We start from the raw sequence: 23,033 nt of genomic DNA on the forward strand, positions 1-23,033 counted from the left end.
GCTGCTGGGTTAGCAATTTCTACCTATAGGTGAAAAGTGACGTTGAGGATGCGATGATTTCCTATTGAAGCGCATATCTTCAAATCTCTTCAGCATATAAGTCAAATGTCACTTCCGCCCTAAAGTTAAAGCGCTTAAACTTTATAGGCTTAAATAACATCTATTGTTAAGCGTGTTACTTTGGAGATCAGACTATAGGGAAGGAGGATTCATTGACGTTAATTAAAAACCGTCACTTAAGGAGAAATTTTTGTGCACTCATTGAAATCGACCTCGGGCACAATGAAAGTGTTAATAGTAACGTTGAGGATGCGATGATTCCCTAAGGAAGCACGTATCTCCAAATCTTTTTCAGCATATAAGTAAATGTCACTTCCGCCCTAAAGTTAAAGCGCTTAAACATTATAAGCGTGTGTAGCACTTATTGTTAAGCGTTTTACTTTGGAGATCATTCTATAGGGAAGGAGAATTCATTGACGTTAATTAAACTAACCATCACTTAAGGAGGAATTTTTATGTACTCATTGAAATCGACCTCAGGCACAATGAAAGTGATGTTACTTGTTATGCTTTCGGCGGTTATGCTTCTATCGACATTAGCCGCACCTGCACCGCTTCAACCAAAAGCTCATGGAGCGGGTGAATTGAAACCGTTTCCTCAACAAGTCAGCTATCCGGGTATCATTAAACCAAACCACGTCAGTCAATCCTCGTTGAATAGTTCTGTAGCTTCCTACTATGACTACTGGAAGGCTACTTATCTTAAAAACAACCTGTCCTCGCTGACTGGAGGATACTATGTAAAAGGTGACATTACTGGCGAAGCGGACGGCTTCGATCCGCTAGGCACATCGGAAGGCCAAGGATACGGTATGGTCATTACCGTGCTTATGGCCGGTTACGATACGAATTCCAGAACAATCTATGACGGTTTGTTCAAAACGGCTAGAGCGTTCAAGAGCTCTAACAACCCGAACCTGATGGGATGGGTAGTAGCAGATAGTACTGGGGCTCAAGGGCACTTCGGTTCGGCAACAGACGGGGACCTCGATATCGCTTACTCCCTTATTCTAGCTGATCGCCAATGGGGCTCGACCGGAACGATCAATTATTTGGCTGAAGCCAAAAAGATGATTGGCGCTATTAAGCTTAGCAATGTGACAACTAACAACAGGCTGAACCTTGGTGACTGGGATACGAAGAGCGCCTTGAATACCCGTCCCTCCGACTGGATGCTCAGCCATCTACGGGCTTTCAATGAAGTAACTGGAGATTCAACTTGGCTAAATGTCATCAACAATCTGTATAACGTATACAGCCAATTTACAGCAGCTTATTCGTCTAGCACAGGTCTGATATCGGACTTCGTGGTAGGCAACCCGCCTAAGCCGGCTCCCCCAAACTATTTGGAAGAGTTCCCTGAAACAAATGAATACAACTACAATGCAAGCCGTGTACCACTTCGGATCGTAATGGATTACGCCTTGTACGGAGATACCCGCGGTAAGGATATCGCTAATAAAATGGTGGTATGGATCAAAGGAAAAACAGGCAACAATCCGAACAATGTGAAGGATGGTTACCAACTGAACGGTTCGAATCGCGGTACTTATGCAACAGCGGTATTCGTAGCGCCTTTCATCTCCGCAGCGACGACTACCAGCACGCATCAAGCTTGGGTCAATGCCGGTTGGGACTGGATGAAGAACAAAAAGGAAAGTTACTTTAGCGACTCCTTTAACATGCTGAACCTACTGTTCATCTCGGGGAACTGGTGGAAGCCTACCTACAGTGCAGCGGATGCACAAGCTCCCTCGGATCCAACGAATCTGACCGCAACAGCAGCTTCAAGCAGCCAAATTAATCTGAGTTGGACTGCTTCCACAGATAATGTCGGTGTAACAGGCTATCGGGTTTTCCGTGGCGGCGTGGAAGTAGGCGCACCTACAGACACATCCTTCAGCGATACCGGACTTACCGCATCGACAGCTTACAGCTATACGGTGAAAGCTGTCGATGCCGCAGGCAACCTGTCTGCTAACAGCAATACCGCAACAGCAACTACAAGTGCAACTTCTCCTGACAACACCAACCTTGCGCTAGGTAAGACAGCGGTAGCCAGCTCTATCGAAGGTGCAGGATTTGAAGCTTCCAAGGCAACAGACGGCAACTCCACTACCCGTTGGGCGAGCATGGAAGGAAGCAACAATGAATGGATTTACGTCGATCTGGGTGCAACCCAAAGTGTGAACCGCGTCAAGTTGAATTGGGAAGATGCTTACGCTAAAGGCTACAAAGTTCAGGTGTCTAACGACGCAACAACATGGACGGATACTTACGTAACAACGACCGGTAATGGTTCTATTGACGATATTACATTTACCGCAAATAGCGGACGTTACGTCAGAGTGCTGTGTACTGCTAGAGGGACCGTATACGGATATTCAATATTCGATTTCGAGGTTTACGGCTCTTAATTGAACAAAGCCTGGCGGATATGAATCCGTCAGGCTTTGTTACTTTTGCTTAGGGTAGCGACGGTTCTATAAACCGTATTATCACTGGATGTGCAGCTATATGGACTTCATTTCGATTATAGGAGAATAAGAACCATTTCCATTGCGACATTTGCTCGTATCTCTTTATTAAAGATTAAATATCCCGAAATCTGGATGCCTCCCTCCACTCTCATATCCTGATCTTGATCATTTATTCGATTTATCGTTCGCAACAAGGTTGATTTCCAGCAACCGGAGGGGCCGATCAAAGCCGTAATTGATTTTTCAAGGATGCACATAGTTATATTTTTTAATCTGGCACATCTCACGTTCAAAATAATACGGTTGGCTGAAATCGCCCTGCTGATCTAGCATGAGCAGTATCGTGTAAATATCACCCAGTTGTGAGCTTTGAAAGATTAGATTAAATACGATTGGATGCTCCGGCATATGTTCCAAAAATGTACTGTCTTCTTACATCATCGTTTTACAAGTGATTTGCATAATTCAATACTAAATTCCTAGAAATAAAAAGCCGAATGGATCGTTCTCATCCACTCAGCTCATAGGTTTATTTTACAATAATCTGTATAGTATCACTTTCCGTAGTTCCACTTCCATTCATAAACTCACAGTGATATTGATAAATGCCAGGAGTTTTCCCTGAGATTTGTGTAATGGCCGATTGAGCACTTGGTGTTTGTGAAGATAAAGATTGCGTTTCAATGAGTTCGCCATTTTCATATAATCGATATTGTGCTGCGTTCGTGCCCCACCACATATTAGCAGTAATGTTATAGTCCCCATCTTGATCCCAGTTGTCACTAGACAACACAGGTTTGCCGGGATTCGCCTCAGTCACGGTGACGGTGTGTGGATCACATGAAGTCGTTCCATACAAATTCGATAACTCACATGTATACACATAGGTTCCATTCGGCTTTCCTTGAATAGGAATAATGGAAGTCTGGGCAGCAGGCGAAACATCGGCCAGTGACTTCGTTTGGATCAATTGGCCATTCTCGTACAACTTATACAGTGAGCCATTGTTTCCCCACCACATATTCATCGTAACTTCGTAATTGCCATCATTTATGCCTGTGGCAACACCGCTATTATTCGAAAGTGCCGGTTTACCTGGCACCCCATTTGCAAGCAATTCCGGGCTAACGGAATGCCGTTCGAACTTGACTGCATCAGCCCTCGTATAAATCATATCGGCAGGTAGAGTTGGCGGATCTACCGTTGTCGGAGTAACCCTGGTTAGACGAACATACTCGCTGCCGTCTCCAGTAAAGTCGAACGTTCCTAGATTAACCCAACCTGAGGAGCCGACGGTTGCATCAATATACGTGACCTCGGTAACCGACTGATGCTTCACTTCTACTTTGACATAATTATCGTTTGCCGTCGTATGGACGAGCTTGTAGATGGAGACCGTATATTTCCCCTCTGGGAACTGGCCTTTCCACGTCGCTGATGATCCTTGCACGGTAGAGTAACGGGACTTAACCCCAATTTTGTATCCGGCTAAATTGCTTTGGCTCCAAGATCCTTCTGTCGTGTATAACCCAGTCGTATTCGTGCTGTCGACAATAACCGTTAAGTCCCTGATCGCAATTGTCAAAGACGGCGTTGTTAAGGTCACCCCGTCAATCGTTACAGTGGCCCATACCTCAATATGATCCGTTTCTCCGTCGAGACTTAGAAGGGTCAACATACCGCTACTGTCCACTTCAGCCAGATCGGTTCGATCAACGAAATATTGCACATTTGCCTGTGATAGATCACCAATCAGACCGTTATCCAAATAGCCGGTCACGCTTAGTTGTGCGGTTTGAGTCATTTGCAGTTCACTCCGATCCGACAGGATCACCACAGACTCCAATTGCGGCATACTGTTTGGATCGACCCACATCATCGCATCGGCAACTACCCGTGACTTGTTGGCCTTATTGGTTAACTCGACATATCCGCTATCGCCTGCTGCAAAAGGATAATCTCCCAGGTGCACCCAAGTCCCATTGGCCGTTGTCTCATCAACGGTAACCGTCTCGGAGCCTCCACTATAATAAACGGTAAATGAGGCATTCGTTGCCCAATTTTCACTTGTAGCGGTTATTTGCGGAAGCTTGTAATACACACTGTAAGTAACACTTTCCGGCAGCTCAGGCTGCCATTTAATTCTGCTTGTCGCTGTGCCGGCAGCCGATTTGGCGTACACATAGTTATCATAGTAATAGTCGTTAGCGGTTGTATCCCGTATCCAGACGCCTTCTGTCTCCGCCTCCGTATTATCCACAATGATCGATGAACCCTTCTGCCAATCCGGTTGAACCGGAGTTTCTTGTACCTGATCAGGCAAATAGAGTGTCCGCTTGCGAGTCTGTTTCCCGTCCGATTCCACATAATAAGTGAAGGTTTGGGATAAATCGTTTACCCGTATCGACCATTCCATCGGATAAATCGTATCTGGAATCGTCGTATACGTCGCCCCGCCATCCAAGGAATAATGGATCGTCGCTGGTTTTGTCGTTTTTGCCTGCACATAAGCATCATAGGCCGTTTCGTCGGGCTTGACGATCAGCATACCTTTAACCGCATCTATAGGGCTGTGGATATCGAAGAAATAGCTTGCCTCCGATGTATCAGCAGTTCTGACCTGGTGCAGCGGCACATCAATGTTGAGTCCTTCTACAATGATAGCGGTTATTCCCTTGCTTGAAACCGTGGCTTGAATGATTCCGCCACTCATAACCGTTTGCTCTGGTGTGCCATTGTCGCGGATGATGGTTACGGTATAATCTTGTGCCGGGTTGAACCCAATGATTTGCGCATTCAATTCGATAGGAGTCTGGACTTCAGCTGACGATTCGTTGCTTAACCCGATGTAGAATTTATTCCCGCTCTCTCCCGTTATCCAGTTCAATTGAGGATGGTTGGTCTTAATAATCCCCTTGGGCATCCAGAGCCAAACGTCGGAATTACCGTAAAAATGACCTGGTTTATTTCCATAGAGGTGATATTTGAACCATAAAAAATTAGTTTCAAATACAGTAGGGAATGTAATACTACCATTCGATTTCAACGATTGTTCGCTGATCAAATAATCCATCGTTTGCCCGAGTTGTCCCGGTATATGGTGATAATAGATAGATGTAGCCCCGCTTGGGCCTTCCAGAGGAAACTCTGGTTCAAGTTGGCTAACGGCGAAGCCCTTATAGTAATAACCTGGATAACTGGAATACCGACCAATAACCGCATTATGAGCAATATCCTGCAGCAGTGTATCACCTGTATAGAGCGACAATCTCAGCATGAATGGAGCTTCCTGAGCATTCATCCGATAATAGCCAGTTGTACTTCCCGCTTCAAACGTCAATCCATTGGGAGAAACAAGCTCACTATCCGCTTGTACGCCTCCGGCTACATCTTCTGGGAGCTTGATCCGAGGATATTGATATTTACCACTTTCCGGCCAATGGAACGACTCCGCGTAATTATACGTCTCAGGCTGCGGAATCGTAACGGCACCTTCAGGAACCGGACGAGCAACGAACATCGTTGCATACCGTTTGGCTTCCTTATAAGCAGCATTCAAGTATTTGGGATCCTGAGTTTCCTCGTAAAGCTCCAAGATCTCCATCCACAGCTTGCTATAATAATAAATGAACTCATTTTTACTCACATTAACAGATGCAGGCGTATCAATATGCTGCATGATATAGCTGTCGGCTGCATCCTTGGCAGCCTGTAAATAATGCGCATCTCCCGTCATACGATACATCATCAGGGGCTGAATGACAGGACCGCGGTCTTTCTGGTCAGGATCACGCACGAGGTACTCTTCCTGTGCTAGCGCCCCAATTCCTGCCGAAGTACCCATCATCTGATTGACAGCGGCTACGCTTGAAAAATCAAACGGCAAGGTTGCCATTTTCCATAACGACGGCACACCGTATACTGGCTTCTGCGTCGGCGACCAACCTATGCCATTTCGCGATAAGCCATACTGGACGGACGGCAATGCTCTCGTATCGTAAAGCTGGTCATCCCCAGTCAAATAGTAAGCCCCCAAAAGAACCGCATTCGAGCTTGTTCGAACGCTATCCTCGTTTTCGATGTCAATGAAGCCCTTGGCACGGCTCCACCACCCGCTGGGTGACGGGACATAATCAACAGAGTCATCTCCTTGCGGCTCTATCTTAAGTAAATCGATCATATTGAACATCGCGTCAGTAAGCGACTGATCTGATACATTCTCACGGTATGCAGAATAACCGTACTCTTTGCGAAGAATATCCGCGTAGGACTCATACAAATTGCTTTTTTGAGCGATTAGTCCCATATGAAATTGATAAGTGCTTTCTGCGTTCATTTGCGAATAGGTCCCTAATTGAGGAGCATACAAGATTGGCTGCACGCTGCCTTCGTTGTTGACAAGGCTCATGCCGAGCCTTTGCTTCGTAACACCTCCCGTCGGTTCAAATTCAACCGGAAGCTCATCCGACGGAACAAATACCCCATACGTCAATGGATTCCCCGAACCGTCATTCTTCTCAACCAGACTCATCGGAGCGCTCAGTTCCCTTAAGCTTGTTGATTCCACTGAACCTACCATTTTGGCGTGTGATCTGAAACCATTTAACACTTCATTGACACCTGAGATTTGCTCTGTTGTGAAGGACTGATAACCGATTACATAATTGCCATCCCTGCGAGGTGTAAAGGCGAAGGAAACATCAGGTTTGTCCCCTGACATAGACCAGTTCACTTGTAAATCGTAATCGCTTTCATGTGATGAATCGGTTAATATCGCCGTGTGGCTGTCGGGGAAGTCGATCTCGTCGAATGTAATCCAGTGTTTGTTCATCGTATCGTAGTAATTGGTACGACTCCCCGCATTCCCATCCAATAAGACCCATTGTTCTTCAAGTCTTTCTGATACATTATTGACAGGTACCCAGTTCTCCGTATCCGCGTCCTTGTAGAACAAATCACGAACGATGGATTTGCCACCATCCCAAGCTGCTTCATAGAAGGTTGCTTTATAGCCGTCATTCTCGATGCTGCCTTTTTCCGTGTAACTGAGATTCGCCAATGTACGGCTGCGCAGCGGAGGCAACGGGGGAGCCTGCTGCCGGATATTCCCTTCAAATTTGACCGCATCGGCCCGCGTAATGATCTTTCCGGTCGTAGGTTGTGTTCGAGTCAGTCTGACAAATTCGCTATCATCACCACTGAAATAATATGACCCCAAATCAACCCATCCGGCCGATGGTCCCGACGAGGGTCTCAGATCCATAAACATGACATCCGTAATCCCATTGTGAACAATTTCGATTTTAACATTACTGTCTGCTTTGTCCGCCCAATCAAGCTTGTTGAATGAAATTTTCGCCGTCCCTGCTTCTAATCGCGGATTCCATGTGATGCTTCTTCCTACTGCATCGGTAAATTTGGAACTGGAATTATTATATCCCTTCACTCCCGTACTTGTAGTCCAATCAGGAGCGGAGAATCCGTTATTTGCGTTATTTACATCAGTGGTGACGACATCATCAATCGTGATGCTTCCATCATCAATGATGATCGTCTTATGAGGTTCTTTTTGCTGAATATTACCTTCGAACTTGACCGCATCTGCACGAGTAAGTATCGTACTGGTTGTGCTGGTAGACCGAGTTAATCTAACGAATTCGTTACCCACTCCGGAAAAATAGTACTCTCCCAAATCAACCCATCCCACAGAAGCGCCAAATGAAGGTCTCAAATCCATAAAAAGAACATCCGTCGTTCCATTGTGGACGATTTCAATTTTTACATTGCTATCTGCTTTATCTTCCCAGTTAAGCTTGTATAACGAAATTCTCGCCGTTCCCGCTTCCAATCGTGGATTCCATGATATCGTTCTGCCTGCTGTACTCGTATATTTGGAACTGGAGTTATCATACCCCTTCACCCCTGTACTTGTGGTCCAATTCGGAGCCAAATATCCGTTGTTCTCGTTACCCACATCAGGTGTCACAACATCACTGATCGTGATGCTCCCGTCATCGATGATAATCGTCTTATACGGTAAGGTCTCTGCATAAGCGGTCCTTATTCCGTCTAGGCTGAAAGGAACTAATATCGTCACGATGAAAACGATTAAGAAAAACAGCTTCCTTTTTATCATACAACTCACAGCCTCCCTTAAGTTGATAACGCTTTCAAAATAATAAAACCCTCCTTTGTTCGAAGATCATAAAGAAGCGATCAGCCGTATCCTTCTGGCTAATCCCGCTCCGTCGTTTTTATCATAGCATGTCACAGAACTGTGAAATTTCTTTGATTTCAAGAATTTCTTATAAGATTTTAAGCAAGAAGAAACGACTTTGTCTTCCTTTAAAAAAGAGACCTACATCATAACTGGCCGCTCAACTGCAGTCAGTATAAAATAGGTCTTTCAATTGGATAAAACCTTTAGATTAATTATAATGGCGGCTGCACCAATAACAACTTCCCAAGCTGGATCACCGTTTGATCATACCAATCTGGATGCTGCCGAACATGCTCAATACTTCGTTCATTGCCGCATGCCTCAAACACAGCCGCTTTGTCTGTCTTTTCGGTATCGACTTCGAAGCGAACTGTATGTTTCCCATTCGGGAGCTCTGGCAAGAATACATACTGATTACGATTATGATCGTTGTGTAGTGTGAATCGATCGACAATAAAGGGTTCTCCACCATCCACCGACACCTTCAATCTGCCAGAATCAGGCCCCCCGATATCGAATAACCCGATATGGGTTCCCTCGAACTGCACCGTGATAGCCTCTCCAGGATCGACTGCTCGCCATAGGCCGGGGAACAACCAATTGTACTCGCGCACTAAAGCACAATCATCCGGAGTCATGTAAGACCATCCTGCGGAAAAATCGGTAAGAATATCCAGTGACAGCATGGTCGCATACTCCCAAGGATTAGCCGGAACCAACGGATTCTGAGGTAAGTGATGTACTGACCTTCCCGGATGATCTTGAAGTTCTCTAATTTTCTCAAATGACCGGGTGATCGTATCCGTGTAAATCTGGTGTCCTTCGGGAATAGTCGGATGGATCGAATCATGCGTAAAAACAACGGCTCCGGAAATGGACACGTCTTCCCTTGAGGTAAAAACGAGTTTTCCCTCCGACACCAAGTGACTGACCTCTACGCCTAGATGAATCGAAGGAATGCCGTAATAGTCGGCCACTTCCTCTTGCATTATAGCCCCCTTCTGGTATTCCCCAGACTGAAATAAGGCCACATCCCGCTCCTTCAGCGTATAAACGAACAGGATATCAGTAAACCGGTTCCGCTTGCGGATCTGACGGACAATCCCTTCGATACGCGCCTTGGATTCGGGATCTCCGCCATCGTTACCGACAAATTCAACAAATACTAGATCAGGCCGATGACGCAGTACATCTGTCTCCAAACGGGCACAGCCCAAATCCGATCCTGTCCCATCAATGCCTGCATTCACAGAGCGGATATCCGCCTTAGGATATTGCTTACGAAGCCAATCCGCCGTCATGACCCTGTAGCCTTCAGAACGTGTATTACTGCCGCCGAAATAGACGATTGTTACGGTATCCCCATTTTCCAATTTTTGAATTATATTGGGGAGCCCTTTACGAGGGAATAATTCCTTCATCGTGACTTCACCTGACCTCATTTATCGATTTTAGGAGCAAACAATTTTACAGCAAACACTTCGAAATAAGGCGAACCATAAGTTGCGCAGAAATTAATCCGGATTCGGGATACACGTTTCTCATCCACCTTATGTTTATTCAAGGTGAGATAATTCCCACGAGTTATGATTGTCCTATCGGTTCCGTCTTCTAAGGTCAAGGTCATATCATAATCTTGAATAAGGGACTCGATCGGATCGTTGAAATGCTCCAAATCCAGCTGTGAATTAAAAACAAGATGGATTTCGTCCAGATTTTTGGGGCTTGTAAAACAGAATTCCAACCATTCCTGTCCTTTCGAATGTTCAGAAATCCAGCCGTTCGGTTGGCCATAAGGTCTGGAGTAGCCATTGACAACATTCTCAGGACTATACATATTCTGAGCTGGCATCAGGTCCTTAAAGCAAATGCTCTTATTGAATTTCTTCAGCCTGGACGGCTCTTCCGGCCTATAATGGAAGCTGACCGCACCTGTCAATTTCTCTTCATTACCGTATATGGCAAGGCTCGCCGTGCCCTCCAATATGATGTAGATTTTGTCGTCATCCGGTTTCTTGCAGTCCAAGTCTAGCGTAATCCAGTCGTCATGACCGGCTGTAATAACCAAGTGGTAGTCTCTCAACTCGCTGGTTGGAATGTAATTTTCCTTCCGTTCCCCGCCAAACAGCTTCACATGTAGAGTTTCCGAATGCTTGGACCTATTTTTAATTTTGATCCGTACGCTTTCAGCCACGGATGTCTGAATCGGCAAGACCAAACATAACCCTTTCTCCAAGGAAATCTCTTCGGTTGGATGAAGATTGTCATAACTGCGCTGAGACGAGGCACGAATAGTTAATCCGTCAGCGAAGTAAGGATCCAATTCTTCTTGAAGGCCTACAATGGTTTGCCCGTCTCGAAGCAGTAGCGCCTGCAGCTCCCCCATATGAGCTTCGACTATGGCCGCGGGGTCTACCTCATATTTCGAGCACAAAGAAGCAGCTGTTCCAACCGCCTGCCCCATACAACCGCAGGTTGCCATAACCCTTGTAGATCCGAAAGCCACATGGGTAGCACTTATATTGCGACCAGCGAACAAGAGATTAGGAATATTTCGTGAATATAAACTGCGGAAAGGGATATTGTACAATCCGGGCACGAAATTCCAAGCTGTAGCCGGCCCCTCATCGTAGATGCCCTTATTAGCATGTAAATCCATATACCATCCACCGACGGATACAGCATCTTCGAAATGCGGCTTTGCTGTGAGATCGTTCTGAGACAACATATGATCCCCAATAAACCTCCTCGACTCCCGCTTTCCCGGGATCGGGCATACATAATCCAAGATGAGATTGTCTACATCATCAAATTCACCGCTATTTTTGAGATAATCCCAAATCCCGTACACCAATTTCCGCAGTTCCAACGCGATGTCTTCATTATTTTTGATAATATCCATATGTCCGCCGTATTCCAGCCACCACAATCCGCCAAGCCCGTTGATTTTTCTTGGAAAAGCCCGATGGTTCAAGCCTTTTCTGATACTATCGAAAAAGGCCAACTTCGTAATATCATACGCAAAGCCAGGTCTTTTGTATGGAACGGAATATCCTACGTCACGGGCTTGAAACAGGATCGTATCGCCCATGGTGTAATGGTCCGCCACTTCAGGAGCCAATTCTTCCTTGTATTCATGTTTCGCTTCTCTCCCCCATCGGAAGAGAGCACCTGCCTGATATCCGACAACTCCATCTCCGGAGCAATCGATATAGGTTCGGCTTTCAAAACGAAATTTCCTTTCGGAAGCCAATTGAAGGCCCTCCACCCATTTAATTCTGCCGTTCTCCATGCCCGTTTCATGCACGCATGTATTCAGAAATAGAGAAATGTTAGGCTCAGCATAGACCATATCCAACAAGACCGTATCCGAAAGCGAAAGCATCAGCTTCTTGTTGTATAACGGATTATAGTGGAAAATCTTCAACTTGAGTTCTTCCACCAACCCTCCTTCGCGTGCATAATAGGATGGACTGTTTCCGAGATATGCCGACCCGTTGATATGAACCCTGACCTCGCTGCTCGCATTTCCCCCAAGAACCGGTCGATCATTAATAAGTGACACTTGCAGCCCTTGGCGTGCGGCAGCAATGGCAGCGCATATCCCAGCAATACCTCCGCCGACGACGGTTACATCTGCTTTAATAAGCTCCATTTTGATAACCTCCATGATTAGATCCTTCTATCATGGTAATCCTTTTGCTCCCTTTTTTTTTACATGATTTCGCGAAAAAATCACACATTTTTTGCAACCTTAATTGGATTCATACCGTGTCATTTTTATCCGATATTGCTTAGGAGTATCACCCGTATATTCTTTAAATAATTTGCAAAAATAACCTTCATTCACAATTCCTACTTCCTCGCACAATTCCAATATAGAATAATCCTGAACATTTAACAGCTCGAGAGCTAATTGGATTTTTTTACGATTGATGTAGCTGATAACGCCCTCGTTCATTGTTTTTTTGAATAAGCTGCTAAAATACGATGGAGCTAAATTCACTTCCTCGGCAATCGCCTCGAGCGTTAATCGCTGTTTCAGGTTTTTCTCTATAAACCGCATAGCACTCATGATTTCTATACGATGTAAAAGTTGGCCAGCGTGTACATATTCGAAGGTAAAGTCGCCAATATAGGCAAGCTGCTCCCGAAAAGCTAAAAATTCTATGGGAAACTCTGCTACTTCCGTGGCCAACTTGTTCCCCGATTTAAACTTCACAATAATGTCTCTGTACAAGTCTCGTAGCATAGGCGCCATGATGGACTTATGGATTTTATGGTCCGTAACAAATTGGTTCAGATCAGCAAATGCTTTCTCCAGCTCTTCCTTGGAAACCTTTCTTTTCACCCCAGCAAGAAAATCAGCCAATTTCTGTTGAACTTCTTCTTTCCTGTCATTCTGGTACTGGAACCGATGCATAGGTGTTTTTACAACTTTCTCTGTATGATAATAGAAATCATCACTCACATTTTGTGCTTCCGTGTAAGCTTGTTTGATGGATTCCCAGCCTCGGTGCTGACCTCCAAAAGCGACGGAAACCCTTTGATTCAAATATTGATGCAAGTGGGAGACGATCTGCCCCCCCAATGTCTGGCAATCATATTCCGTTTCCAGATCACTGCGATTATTTTCCCAGGAAAGAAAGCCAATAAAACGATTATCGGATAGATCCGCAGCTACACCACTGCCACCATTCATCACCGTTTCTTCGATTATATTTGTAATCGCATACCGCAAGATGTTCTGATCAGACGCTGAATAATCGTTTCGGAAACTTTCATACATATTCATTTCGACAATGAAGCAGCGATAGTTGGCTTGAAAGAAATGGAACTGCATACGATTGGCAAAATCCGATGCCCGATGAGAAGGAATTTCGCCTCTGATAAGCTCGTTAAAAAATTGCTTGCGGACTCTATATTTATTTTCAAGCACGGATACGTTTAAAGATTGAAATTCCGCTTCTTTTTTCTTAACTTCATTTAAAATCCCGGCTGCCTTATCTAAAGCCCGATCCAAATCCGCATCTCTGAGCGGAACCTTAACAATGTACTCCAATACGTTGGCTTGAATAGCTCTCTGGGCGTATTCAAAGGATGAATAAGCGGTCAAAAGAATGAATTGGGTATGGGGAAGCTTTGGCTTTAGCTGCTCAATCATGGAAATCCCATCCATACGCGGCATGACGATATCAGATATTACGATATCCGGCTTAAGCTTTACGATCTCCTCTAACCCCTTCAGCCCATTATTCGCTTTTCCCACTAAATGAAATCGCCTATCCCTAAGGGAGAGCTCGTGAAAAAACAATTCCAATCTCTGAATGATTAGATCTTCATCGTCAACAATGAAGCAGGTGTAGTCTCTCATCATCATGCATCTCCTTTAAACAAGCCTGCTGGGAATAAGGCGCGAACCCGGGTTATTTCCTTAGGTATGCTTATGATTTGGAGCCCGAATTGTTCTCCGTAGTGAAGTCTGATTCGGTCATGAATATTGTTTAACCCGATTCTTTTTCTTTTCAATTCCACATCCCCCGGTTCTGAAATTAAAATATGCTTTATTTTATCAGTTGGAATTCCCTCGCCCTGATCAACTACTTCTATGATGACATTGCCGCCCTCCCTGTACGCATGAATAGTAATAGGGCCTTCGATCCCCCCACCGTTATAACCATGGAAGATACTATTCTCCACAAGGGGCTGCAGCAGCATTCTAAAAACCGGAAAATCTATTAGCCCTGCTTCGATATTTTCGATTAAGTGGAAGTTTCTGTTATAGCGGATGTTCTGGATCGCGATATAGTCCGATACATTTTGCAATTCCTGACGCAGTGATACCTTCTCCGAAGCGTCGGCTATCCCATATTCCAATATTGAAATAAGAGACTCAATCACCACATCTACTTTCTCTATTTGTCCGAGTCGTATGACATTGCTGATAGAACCAAGCGTGTTATACAGAAAATGAGGGTTTATTTGAGACTGCAGTACTTGAATTTCCAGCTTGCGTTCAAGTTCATTATGAAGCTCTGCTCCCCGAATCAGTTCCACAATTTGCTGCAGCATACGATCGAATGCTCGGGAAAGATCTCCAAACTCATCGTTTCGGTTAATCGATATTGTAGTTGTGAGGGAGCCTTGCTCCACCCGCTTCATTTTTGTTTTGAGTGCATAGAGCGGAGTCCTTATATATTTGGCAATAAAGAAGGAAACGAACAGACTTAAGAGAAAACCTGCAGCTAGAAGCTCTATATAATAGGTTTCCAATCTGGATAAAGCAGCTTTTAGGCGTGATTCATCGTTGATTGAGATGATGGTCCAGTTAAATTTTTCAGTCGGTTTTTTCAGAAGGGAGACCTGAATCCCCTCCTTGGTGTGCAGTTGAAGGTTTGTTTCTGTAGTATCCAGAATTTGTTCCGCTGACGTTTCACCGACTGAAAAAGTATGATCTTGAACATTCAGGGGTCCTTTATTTTCCGAAAACCCGGCAATGATTTTTCCCGATGCGGTGATTAGAGCCAAATTCATTTGTTCTTTTTTATTAATCTTGAACAAGGTTTCTTCAATGGCATTTAGATCTAAGTCTACCGCAATGGCCATAGGAAACGGAGCACTGTTCAGATATCGGACCATCGTAACTGTCCAGCCGGAATATTTAGATTTGTAAGGATCACTGACAAATGTAATCCTTCTGTTCTTGTCAGCTGCCTCAAACAATGGTTCTCTTTCAGATAAAGGTTCATCAAATATTCGGGTAGGTGTACTTCCGCCTAGAATGGATAAATCGCTTTTGATCAAATAAATATTACTGACGTAATTACTGTTGAGTTCATACAGCTCTCTTAATTGCTTTTTAATCACGTCCGGATTGTCAATGTTGGCTTTCACCGATGACTCGACCGAGAACAGCATCGTCTGGAAGGAGGAAAAATTAACTGTGAAATACTGATCAATCTTATCAAGTATTTGGTTGGTGTAATAAATGTCAGAGGTTCTTATTTCCTTTTGGACATAGCGATAAGACAATTGACTTATCAAGATTATGCAGCTTAATACAAATGCAAACACGATAAAAAATAGTTTTAAAGGCAAGCTGATTCTTCTTCGCATCGATCATCTTCCTTTTAAATCTGTAATAAACAAATAATAGCATATGATAAGAAGAAACGCCTTCGGCGTCCTTTTTAAGGACGATAAGCGTTTCTTCGAAAAATAGAAGGATAAAGTATAAAGTAAAACTTATACTTTCTTATATTTCAATAAAGAGAGGGGCTAATTATAGCCGCTCTCTTCGTTTAAAAGATAAGAATTTATATGCTTCGCGCATAAATGTTCCTTATCTTTCTCGCTGAAACGGTACCGCCCTTTAAAAGGACGGCGAAGCCGTTTCTACTTGATTTACTTGATTAAGCCTGCTTCTTTAAATTGCTTGATTACTGAGTCTTTATACTTCTGCATGTCAAACTTAGTTTCCAATGTATTGAGGAAATTGTCCCAGTTCGAAAGAGGCTCTTTGCCAGTCATAAATTTGACCAAGCTTTCATTAATGTAACGTTGGCGGTCAGCTGCCAATGAATCGTTCGGGTCTTCAGTCAATAAATTCCCGGGCAACGTAGCCGCCACGTATTTCTGATTGTTCTCAAAAGCTTCTGCCGTCTTAGGATTCTGGAAGCTGAAGTACTCAGCATCATCACCACGACGCGGCATTCTATAATGATCGACCCATAAGTACTTTTCTTTCATTTCCTTTGATAATTCGGAGGTTTTATTTTTGATCTTGCCGTCTACCGAATCCCAATGAATCCCTTTAATTCCGTATGCAAAATTCGGATATGCTTCTTTGTCCGTAAAGAGATAATTTAGCATGGACAAGATCCGAATGATTTTGTCCTTATCCGCTTTCTTGGATATGGCCCATGAATTGCCTTGGAACGATTTTCTCTCTACAATTTGATCACCATAAGGACCTGTCATTGGAGGAATGACGATCCATTCCGGCACCTCTCCACTGATTTCTTTCATTTTTTGCTGATAATCTGGTTCCAGCCTGCGGGCATCTCTTATCATGAAGCCAACTTTACCCTTAAATAACTTTTGGTCCAATAAATCGGGAGTATTCATCGTCACCCAGTCTGGATCTACAACTTTAGCTTCCATCATTTTATTGATATAAGCGAGTGCTTCTTTCATTTTTGGGTCGGTAAACAGGAACACTGGTTCATTGTCTTTCACATCAATGGCTGAGGGAGGATTGACACCAAACATCCACATCAAACTATCGAAGCCGTAGGTTTGCAGATTACCTTCTTTATTCATTCCGCCTATGAATCCGTACGTATCATTTTTGCCATTGCCGTCAGGGTCTTTCTCAGTAAAGGCTTTCATAACTTCAAATAGCTCGTCAGGTGTTGTTGGCACTTCCATATTCAGCTTTTTCAGCCAATCATTACGGATAAAGAAGCTTCGGCTAATACCGTTTACGTTATCATAACCTGGAACCCCAATGGTTTTTCCCTGATAGGACATCGCCTCCCAGGAGTCGTTGCTAAAACGTTTCTGCAATTCAGGAAATTGATCCAGATACGGTGTCAAATCCGCAAGAACGCCCTGGTCATAATATTGTGCAAGATCAGCCCGGCTCTTTAAGAAGATCAAATCTGGAATATCTCCGCCAGCAATGAGCGTATTTAATTTAGTCGTTGCTTGCCCTGATTGAGGAATCAGCATTTCCAAGTCGATATTTACTGCTTTCTCCAACATTTGGCGTTGGATATCTTCTTCACGGGGAGGAATCGGAGCAGCAGCATTGAAAGTTCCTTGGTTAAACATCGAAATTTTCAATTTGGTTTCAAAGGGACTAGACTGGCCTTGTGAATTGCCCGAAGCTGTCGATGTAACCTCTTTTTGTTCCCCACAGCCTGACAATACTGTTCCCACACCGACCATTGCTGTCAGAATAGCAAATGTAATCGCTTTACGTTGCATAATGACCTCTCCTTTGCTTCTATATTATCACGGTTTCCCCGTAACAACTCAGGTTGGAATATCTTTTTAACCTTTAACCGATCCCAAGAGCACACCTTTGGTAAAATGCTTTTGCATAAATGGGTAAACGATCAAAATCGGAACTGTAGTCACGACAACTGCTGCCATTTGTATAGCGAACGTACTAACAGCTCCGGTATTGGCAAGCGAATCAGCACTTTGTGTTGCGACATTAAGCAGGATGTTGCGCAAGATCACTTGAAGCGGCATTAAGTTGGAATCATTGATATAAACAATAGCATCGAAGTAACTGTTCCAATGCCCGACTGCGTAAAATAAAGAAATTGTGGAAAGGACGGGCAAGGACAGAGGTAAAATGATCCGCCATAACGACTGAAGTTCACTTGCACCGTCTACCCTCGCTGATTCCTCGATTTCAGCAGGCAATTGCTCGAAAAAGCCTTTAATGATTACCAGATTAAATGCACTAATGAGATTTGGAATAATCAATACCCACGGACTGTTTAGCAATCCCAGAGAGCGGACTAGTAAATAAGTCGGAATTAATCCTCCCCCAAACATCATGGTAAAGACAATGAATAGTAAAAATGGGCTGCGACCCGGCAAATATTTCTTGGATAACGGATATGCCGCGATTACCGTAAAGAACACATTGAGAGCAGTCCCTACAATCGTTCGAAACAATGTAATTTTATACGCCTGCCCAATACCATGAGAAATAAATACTTCTTTATAGGCTAGAAAGGTAAAGGTTTCTGGTATAATAACAATTCCTCTTCTTAGCACTTCCGATTCTGGCGTTACTGAAACAGCAACCACATATAGAAAGGGTAGTAAGCAAAGTAGAGCTAGCAAAATAAGAATAAAATAAACGAATGCTTGCCAGACCTTTTCTCCGATTGTCAAATTGATCATTTTGATAACCACCTCACCAAATTTGCCCATCGAATTCTTTGGCGAGCTTATTCGCTGCCAACACTAAAACAAATCCGATGACCGCTTTAAATAATCCCACAGCAGTAGCCAAGCCAATCTTAAGTCGCTCGAGCCCTTCACGGTATACCCATGTGTCGATAATGTCGATCTTCTCCTGATTAAAGCTGTTGGCAAACATGAATATTTGGTCAAAACCAGCATCCAGAATATGGCTTAGTTTAAGGATCAGCATCAGAATCATAACGCCTCGAATGCCGGGAAGTGTTACATGCCATAGCTGTCTCCACTTGGAAGCGCCATCAATTCTAGCCGCTTCATATAAGCTTGGATCGATTCCTGCTAATGCTGCAAGGTACAATATCGCTCCCCATCCAATATCCTTCCATATTTCAGATAAGATGATCAGCAGTCTGCCCCAGGCAGGTTCCGTTAGGAATGAGATGGGTTCAACTCCAGTTTCCTTCAAAATCATGTTAAAAAGACCATCCCCTGGGGCTAATAATGCCACCATCATTCCATAAACAATGACCCATGATAGAAAGTGGGGTAAATAAGTGATCGTTTGTACGATTTTCTTAAACCATTGGGTATAAACTTCATTGAGCAGCAAAGCAAGTATGATAGGAGCTGAGAAACCGAACAACAGCTTATACAGGGATATGATAATCGTATTTCTCATGATGTCCCAGAAATAAACGCCGTTCATAAAATCTGTGAAATTTCTAAATCCCACCCATGGGCTATCCCATAGTCCCAAAGCCAGATTATAGTTTTTAAAGGCAATAATGATTCCCGCCATAGGAATGTATTTGAATACGGCAAAGTAAACTAATGCCGGGAACAAGAGAGCGTACATCACTTTATACTTTTTTATCGTCCTTATCCATGAGTTCCGCTTTTTGGGGAGGGGAATGGCGTCCGCTGCCAATTTTGCTTGCATATCATCACCTCGTCTTTATTTGTATTTGTATAATAGCATCCCCCTATTGGATAAATTTCTGTAATTTCAAGAATTTCTTATAAGATATTAAGTAAGTACAGCCCTGGATAATTCCAATGCAATAGGCATGATTGTCTTGATTTAAAGCTGTACAATAACTCTGGCTCGAAAGTTTCAGTATAGACCAAATACAATCCTGAGGTCCCAAACAAAAAAAGCCCTAGAAAAAATTGGGCTTAATTTAATGAGTCATGTTTTTTTATATAATGCATCCACGTATTTTATTTTCCATTACTAAAAACTACATTCATGAGCAAAAAAGGCATCCTCCATCCCTGTTCACGTAAGTTTAGACTTCTCAATATATAAATCAATAATGCTTATGACTAGGCCAAAATTCCTTTAACAAACAATGAGACACTATGCTTGTAGAACTCTTCCTCGGTGACGAATTGGGATTGATATTGCCGGTGAATCAGCTCGCTCATCTGAAATCCGTAACACATCGAGAGAAAAGACATTGCGACAAGACGCTCATCCTGCCTGGCGATAACTTTTTTCTTCTGCAAGCGTTCAAAATATTCAACCAGCAAGGAGTGAAGTTTCGCCGGCGGATCGGCCAGCACTCTGTCTAATTCGGGAAGCATTCCTTTGTCGCGGATGCCAATCAAAATGATGTCCGCATTTTTATGGAAAAATAAACGGTACTGCTGACTTACATTCAGCAGATCGACTTCCGGATTATCGGTCGCTTCCTCTTTTAACAGCTTCTCAAATTGCGGAATATCCGAATGTCTTTCAATGATGGCTTCCAATATGCCTTGCTTGCTTCCGAATTGCCGGAAAATCGTAGATTCATTGACTTTAGCTTCCGTTGCAATGGCTTTGGTGCTTACTCCCCGATAGCCATTCTTTTTGATGAGCTGTGTCGCGGCTTCAATGATTCTGTCTGAAGTTTGCATTGTATTTCTCCTTTTGCATATGTTAATCCTATTCTACTACAAGTTTTGCAGTCAGGTACCATTTGCGTGAGCATGCTCTTTTACTATCATATCGCATAGAATAAATGCAAGCAAGTACTCGCTTGCATTTATTCTTTTCATTCTCTATAATAATGACTTAGTCAGTATGCCTTATCCTAAAAACATATACGTAAAGGAGAATTTTTATGAAGTATGGACGTATTATCCAAAAACCTCGCGTTAAATTTTTTGAAGTCGCAGATGGTGTCTTTGCTGGTATTTCGCCGTATCGTGGGATCAGTTGGGCCAATGCCGGATTCATCAACAAGGGTGATGGGTTGGTGTATGACACGTTCTTCGATTTGTTCCATGCGCGGGAAATGCGGGAGGTTTTTATGGAAGTAAGCAACGGCGGCTCTCCCGCATATGTGGTGAACTCGCACTATAACAGCGACCATGCCTGGGGAAACAAAGTGTTTGAAGATGCTTGTATTATTATGCACAAGGAAGCCTCCAGAGAGCGTCTCACCGAAAATATCGCTTGGATGGACAGCGTCATCAGAAGAGGAAAGAATTCTCCGGAATCGACTCCGGGTGAGCGGTTTTTTGCAGCGGAATTTGAAGGATTCGACCTGGAAGGCGTAGAATGGGTGCTCCCGAGTATTGAGATAAAGGACGATATCAACATCCGTCTTGGCGATACAGAAGTTATGATTCACAACGTAGCTCCAGCCCATTCTGATAGTGACTTACTGTTGTGGATGCCAAAAGAAAAAGTGCTGTTCGCTGGCGATGTCGTGTTTAATGGTTGTACGGCATACAGCGAAGAGGGAACCCTCAATTGGGTTAAAGTGCTTGATCGCATTATTGATGAAATTAAACCCGAAATCGTTGTTCCAGGGCATGGCGCCATTTGCGGCTTGGATTTCGTGAAGGAACAGAGAGACTACCTCTTGAACCTGATCAGCGAGTTCAACAAGCATTACAATGATGAAATCGATTCCTTGTCCCTGACCAAGCAAATGGAGATTTCCCGCTTCCTTCATTGGATTCAGCCAGAACGCTTGTATGTTACAGTGGATATCCTATTGAAAAGCAAACGAAGGTTACCACCCCTTCCAATTTGGAACGAGGTGCCTGCTAAGCTGGAAGACATGAAAGTTTTTTTGGCTGGAAAATATGACAATCAGATCAAGCCATGGGACCCTATGAGTGTTTGGCAAGAATAGCAATTTACAGCTAACCTATGAAAACAAAAGAACCGCCCTGTCGCAAATGATGCGAACAGCGGTCGTTCTTTTGAATTGTTCCACGAAATTAAAAACGGTGCTTAGAAACGATTATGATAAAAAATGGAGAAGGACTATGACTTACTAGAGGGTATCCCCTCATTTGGATTGGAGAAGATTCCCGTTGTTGTTGGACTTATTATTCCAAATAACCTTCGGCAAGTTTCATCAAGGTTTCTTTGCTTACCTTATTCAAGTCTCCTTGTATAGTATAGGCGTATTTCACCTTTTTGTCTGGGCTCTCGTATACCCATTTCAGCTCGTGCCACTGCGAAGGACCAAATTCTGTATGCAGCATTTCTACACCCTTCACTTGAACCTTCTCCTGCTTAAATTCAACTTTCTCGTCAATATACGATGTTGGGTCGCTTTTCCCGCTCAGATTATTGATCATAACCCCGATTTTATCTTCGCCATTTTGATACGTAACATTGAGAAGAGAAAACTGATCTGTCATTTCAACAGACATCATTGCATAGCCCTTATTGGACTCTTCCGCCTGTTTTCTCAGCTTTTCTGCCATTTTCTTTTTTTCTTCCGAAGAAGGAGGATTCACTTCCTGAGCATTTTTAAAGATTACGTCCGCCTTTTGGAAAGTATAATTTCCATTGATGTTGTCTGCGATCTTAATGGATTTATCCGTAATCTTATCGCGCAATTGAGATGGATTGTGGAAGATAGTCAACTTTGTTCCAAGATCTGTTTGATGATTCGGGTTATTGGCAACCATATAGAACAGCCCAGCTTCCCCGATCTTTAGCACCTTTTCCTTCAGTTCAAAAAATGCCTTGAAACGATCTGCCTCATCTTTCGATTCTGTTTTTACGCTCTATACAACGAAGAGCTCGACCCAAAATGTGACAGCAATAAAGATCATTACAATCTAAATCGAGCTTCGCAAGGAGCTTGTGTGGCCCTTTTCCGTTGGAATGTTTGTCCTTTTTTCGCCATAAAAATATCCCCTCCAAGTGTCACTCGAACCTCCATGATAACATGCAGGTTTTTTCGAGTGTCTACTTGAAGGGGATAATACCAAACAAGATCAACCTTTAGTTTTTATCTTAACCATTTTTTGAATCAATCGTGTATAAACCATCGGAATCTGAGAAGTGACATTTGCAACAAGTTGATGTG

The 23,033-nt window shown here is 43.6% G+C and carries 13 protein-coding genes and 1 pseudogene; 3 read left to right on the forward strand and 11 right to left on the reverse strand.

Features of this window, described 5'->3' with window-relative positions:
- Positions 1 to 635 precede the first annotated feature (635 nt).
- Together NST45_RS11435 and NST45_RS11440 are read left to right on the forward strand one after the other, a co-directional pair.
- A pseudogene (locus NST45_RS11435) lies at positions 636 to 1,784 on the forward strand (glycosyl hydrolase family 8); the annotation flags it as partial.
- Positions 1,761 to 2,477: a discoidin domain-containing protein gene (locus NST45_RS11440; protein WP_249267696.1), complete on the forward strand. Its 717-nt coding sequence runs from the start codon at positions 1,761 to 1,763 to the stop codon at positions 2,475 to 2,477. The pseudogene NST45_RS11435 and the gene NST45_RS11440, both read left to right, overlap by 24 nt.
- Before the next feature lie 306 nt (positions 2,478 to 2,783).
- Here NST45_RS11440 and NST45_RS11445 read toward each other — a convergent pair whose 3' ends face one another.
- The 10 genes from NST45_RS11445 to NST45_RS11490 all read right to left on the reverse strand — a co-directional run bounded on the left by NST45_RS11445 (position 2,784) and on the right by NST45_RS11490 (position 20,610).
- Complete coding sequence (locus NST45_RS11445; RefSeq protein WP_162164256.1) at positions 2,784 to 2,957, reverse strand: hypothetical protein; 174 nt, start codon at positions 2,955 to 2,957, stop codon at positions 2,784 to 2,786.
- 112 nt (positions 2,958 to 3,069) lie between these two features.
- Complete coding sequence (locus NST45_RS11450; protein ID WP_076141261.1) at positions 3,070 to 8,676, reverse strand: hypothetical protein; 5,607 nt, start codon at positions 8,674 to 8,676, stop codon at positions 3,070 to 3,072.
- Between the two features lie 296 nt (positions 8,677 to 8,972).
- Positions 8,973 to 10,181: an SGNH/GDSL hydrolase family protein gene (locus NST45_RS11455; protein WP_036677063.1), complete on the reverse strand. Its 1,209-nt coding sequence runs from the start codon at positions 10,179 to 10,181 to the stop codon at positions 8,973 to 8,975.
- Positions 10,182 to 10,198: 17 nt separating this feature from the next.
- Positions 10,199 to 12,430 (reverse strand): FAD-dependent oxidoreductase, encoded by a 2,232-nt coding sequence (locus NST45_RS11460; protein ID WP_076141260.1) that lies wholly within the window; start codon positions 12,428 to 12,430, stop codon positions 10,199 to 10,201.
- An 84-nt stretch (positions 12,431 to 12,514) separates the two neighbouring features.
- Entirely contained in the window at positions 12,515 to 14,140 is a 1,626-nt protein-coding gene (locus NST45_RS11465; protein WP_339825619.1) for a response regulator, read from the reverse strand.
- The gene (locus NST45_RS11470) at positions 14,137 to 15,876 is read right to left on the reverse strand and encodes a sensor histidine kinase (RefSeq protein ID WP_076141258.1); all 1,740 of its coding nucleotides are present in this window, start codon (positions 15,874 to 15,876) and stop codon (positions 14,137 to 14,139) included. Before NST45_RS11470 ends, NST45_RS11465 begins: the two co-directional genes overlap by 4 nt.
- A 288-nt stretch (positions 15,877 to 16,164) precedes the next feature.
- Positions 16,165 to 17,751, reverse strand: coding sequence for an extracellular solute-binding protein (locus tag NST45_RS11475; protein WP_038571309.1), 1,587 nt, complete (start codon positions 17,749 to 17,751; stop codon positions 16,165 to 16,167).
- Between the two features lie 66 nt (positions 17,752 to 17,817).
- Complete coding sequence (locus NST45_RS11480) at positions 17,818 to 18,687, reverse strand: carbohydrate ABC transporter permease (RefSeq protein ID WP_036677077.1); 870 nt, start codon at positions 18,685 to 18,687, stop codon at positions 17,818 to 17,820.
- A 13-nt stretch (positions 18,688 to 18,700) separates the two neighbouring features.
- Entirely contained in the window at positions 18,701 to 19,648 is a 948-nt protein-coding gene (locus NST45_RS11485; protein WP_076213804.1) for an ABC transporter permease subunit, read from the reverse strand.
- 386 nt (positions 19,649 to 20,034) lie between these two features.
- Positions 20,035 to 20,610: a TetR/AcrR family transcriptional regulator gene (locus NST45_RS11490; protein ID WP_036677083.1), complete on the reverse strand. Its 576-nt coding sequence runs from the start codon at positions 20,608 to 20,610 to the stop codon at positions 20,035 to 20,037.
- 206 nt (positions 20,611 to 20,816) lie between these two features.
- On the opposite strand from NST45_RS11490, the gene NST45_RS11495 reads away from it, so the two are divergent.
- Complete coding sequence (locus NST45_RS11495; protein WP_076213799.1) at positions 20,817 to 21,839, forward strand: MBL fold metallo-hydrolase; 1,023 nt, start codon at positions 20,817 to 20,819, stop codon at positions 21,837 to 21,839.
- A gap of 199 nt (positions 21,840 to 22,038) precedes the next feature.
- Here NST45_RS11495 and NST45_RS11500 read toward each other — a convergent pair whose 3' ends face one another.
- On the reverse strand, positions 22,039 to 22,662 hold the full coding sequence (locus tag NST45_RS11500; protein ID WP_036677088.1) for a hypothetical protein: 624 nt from the start codon (positions 22,660 to 22,662) through the stop codon (positions 22,039 to 22,041).
- Positions 22,663 to 23,033 lie beyond the last annotated feature (371 nt).

The organism is Paenibacillus sp. FSL R7-0163 (assembly GCF_037969975.1).
Taxonomy (GTDB): domain Bacteria; phylum Bacillota; class Bacilli; order Paenibacillales; family Paenibacillaceae; genus Paenibacillus_AQ; species Paenibacillus_AQ odorifer.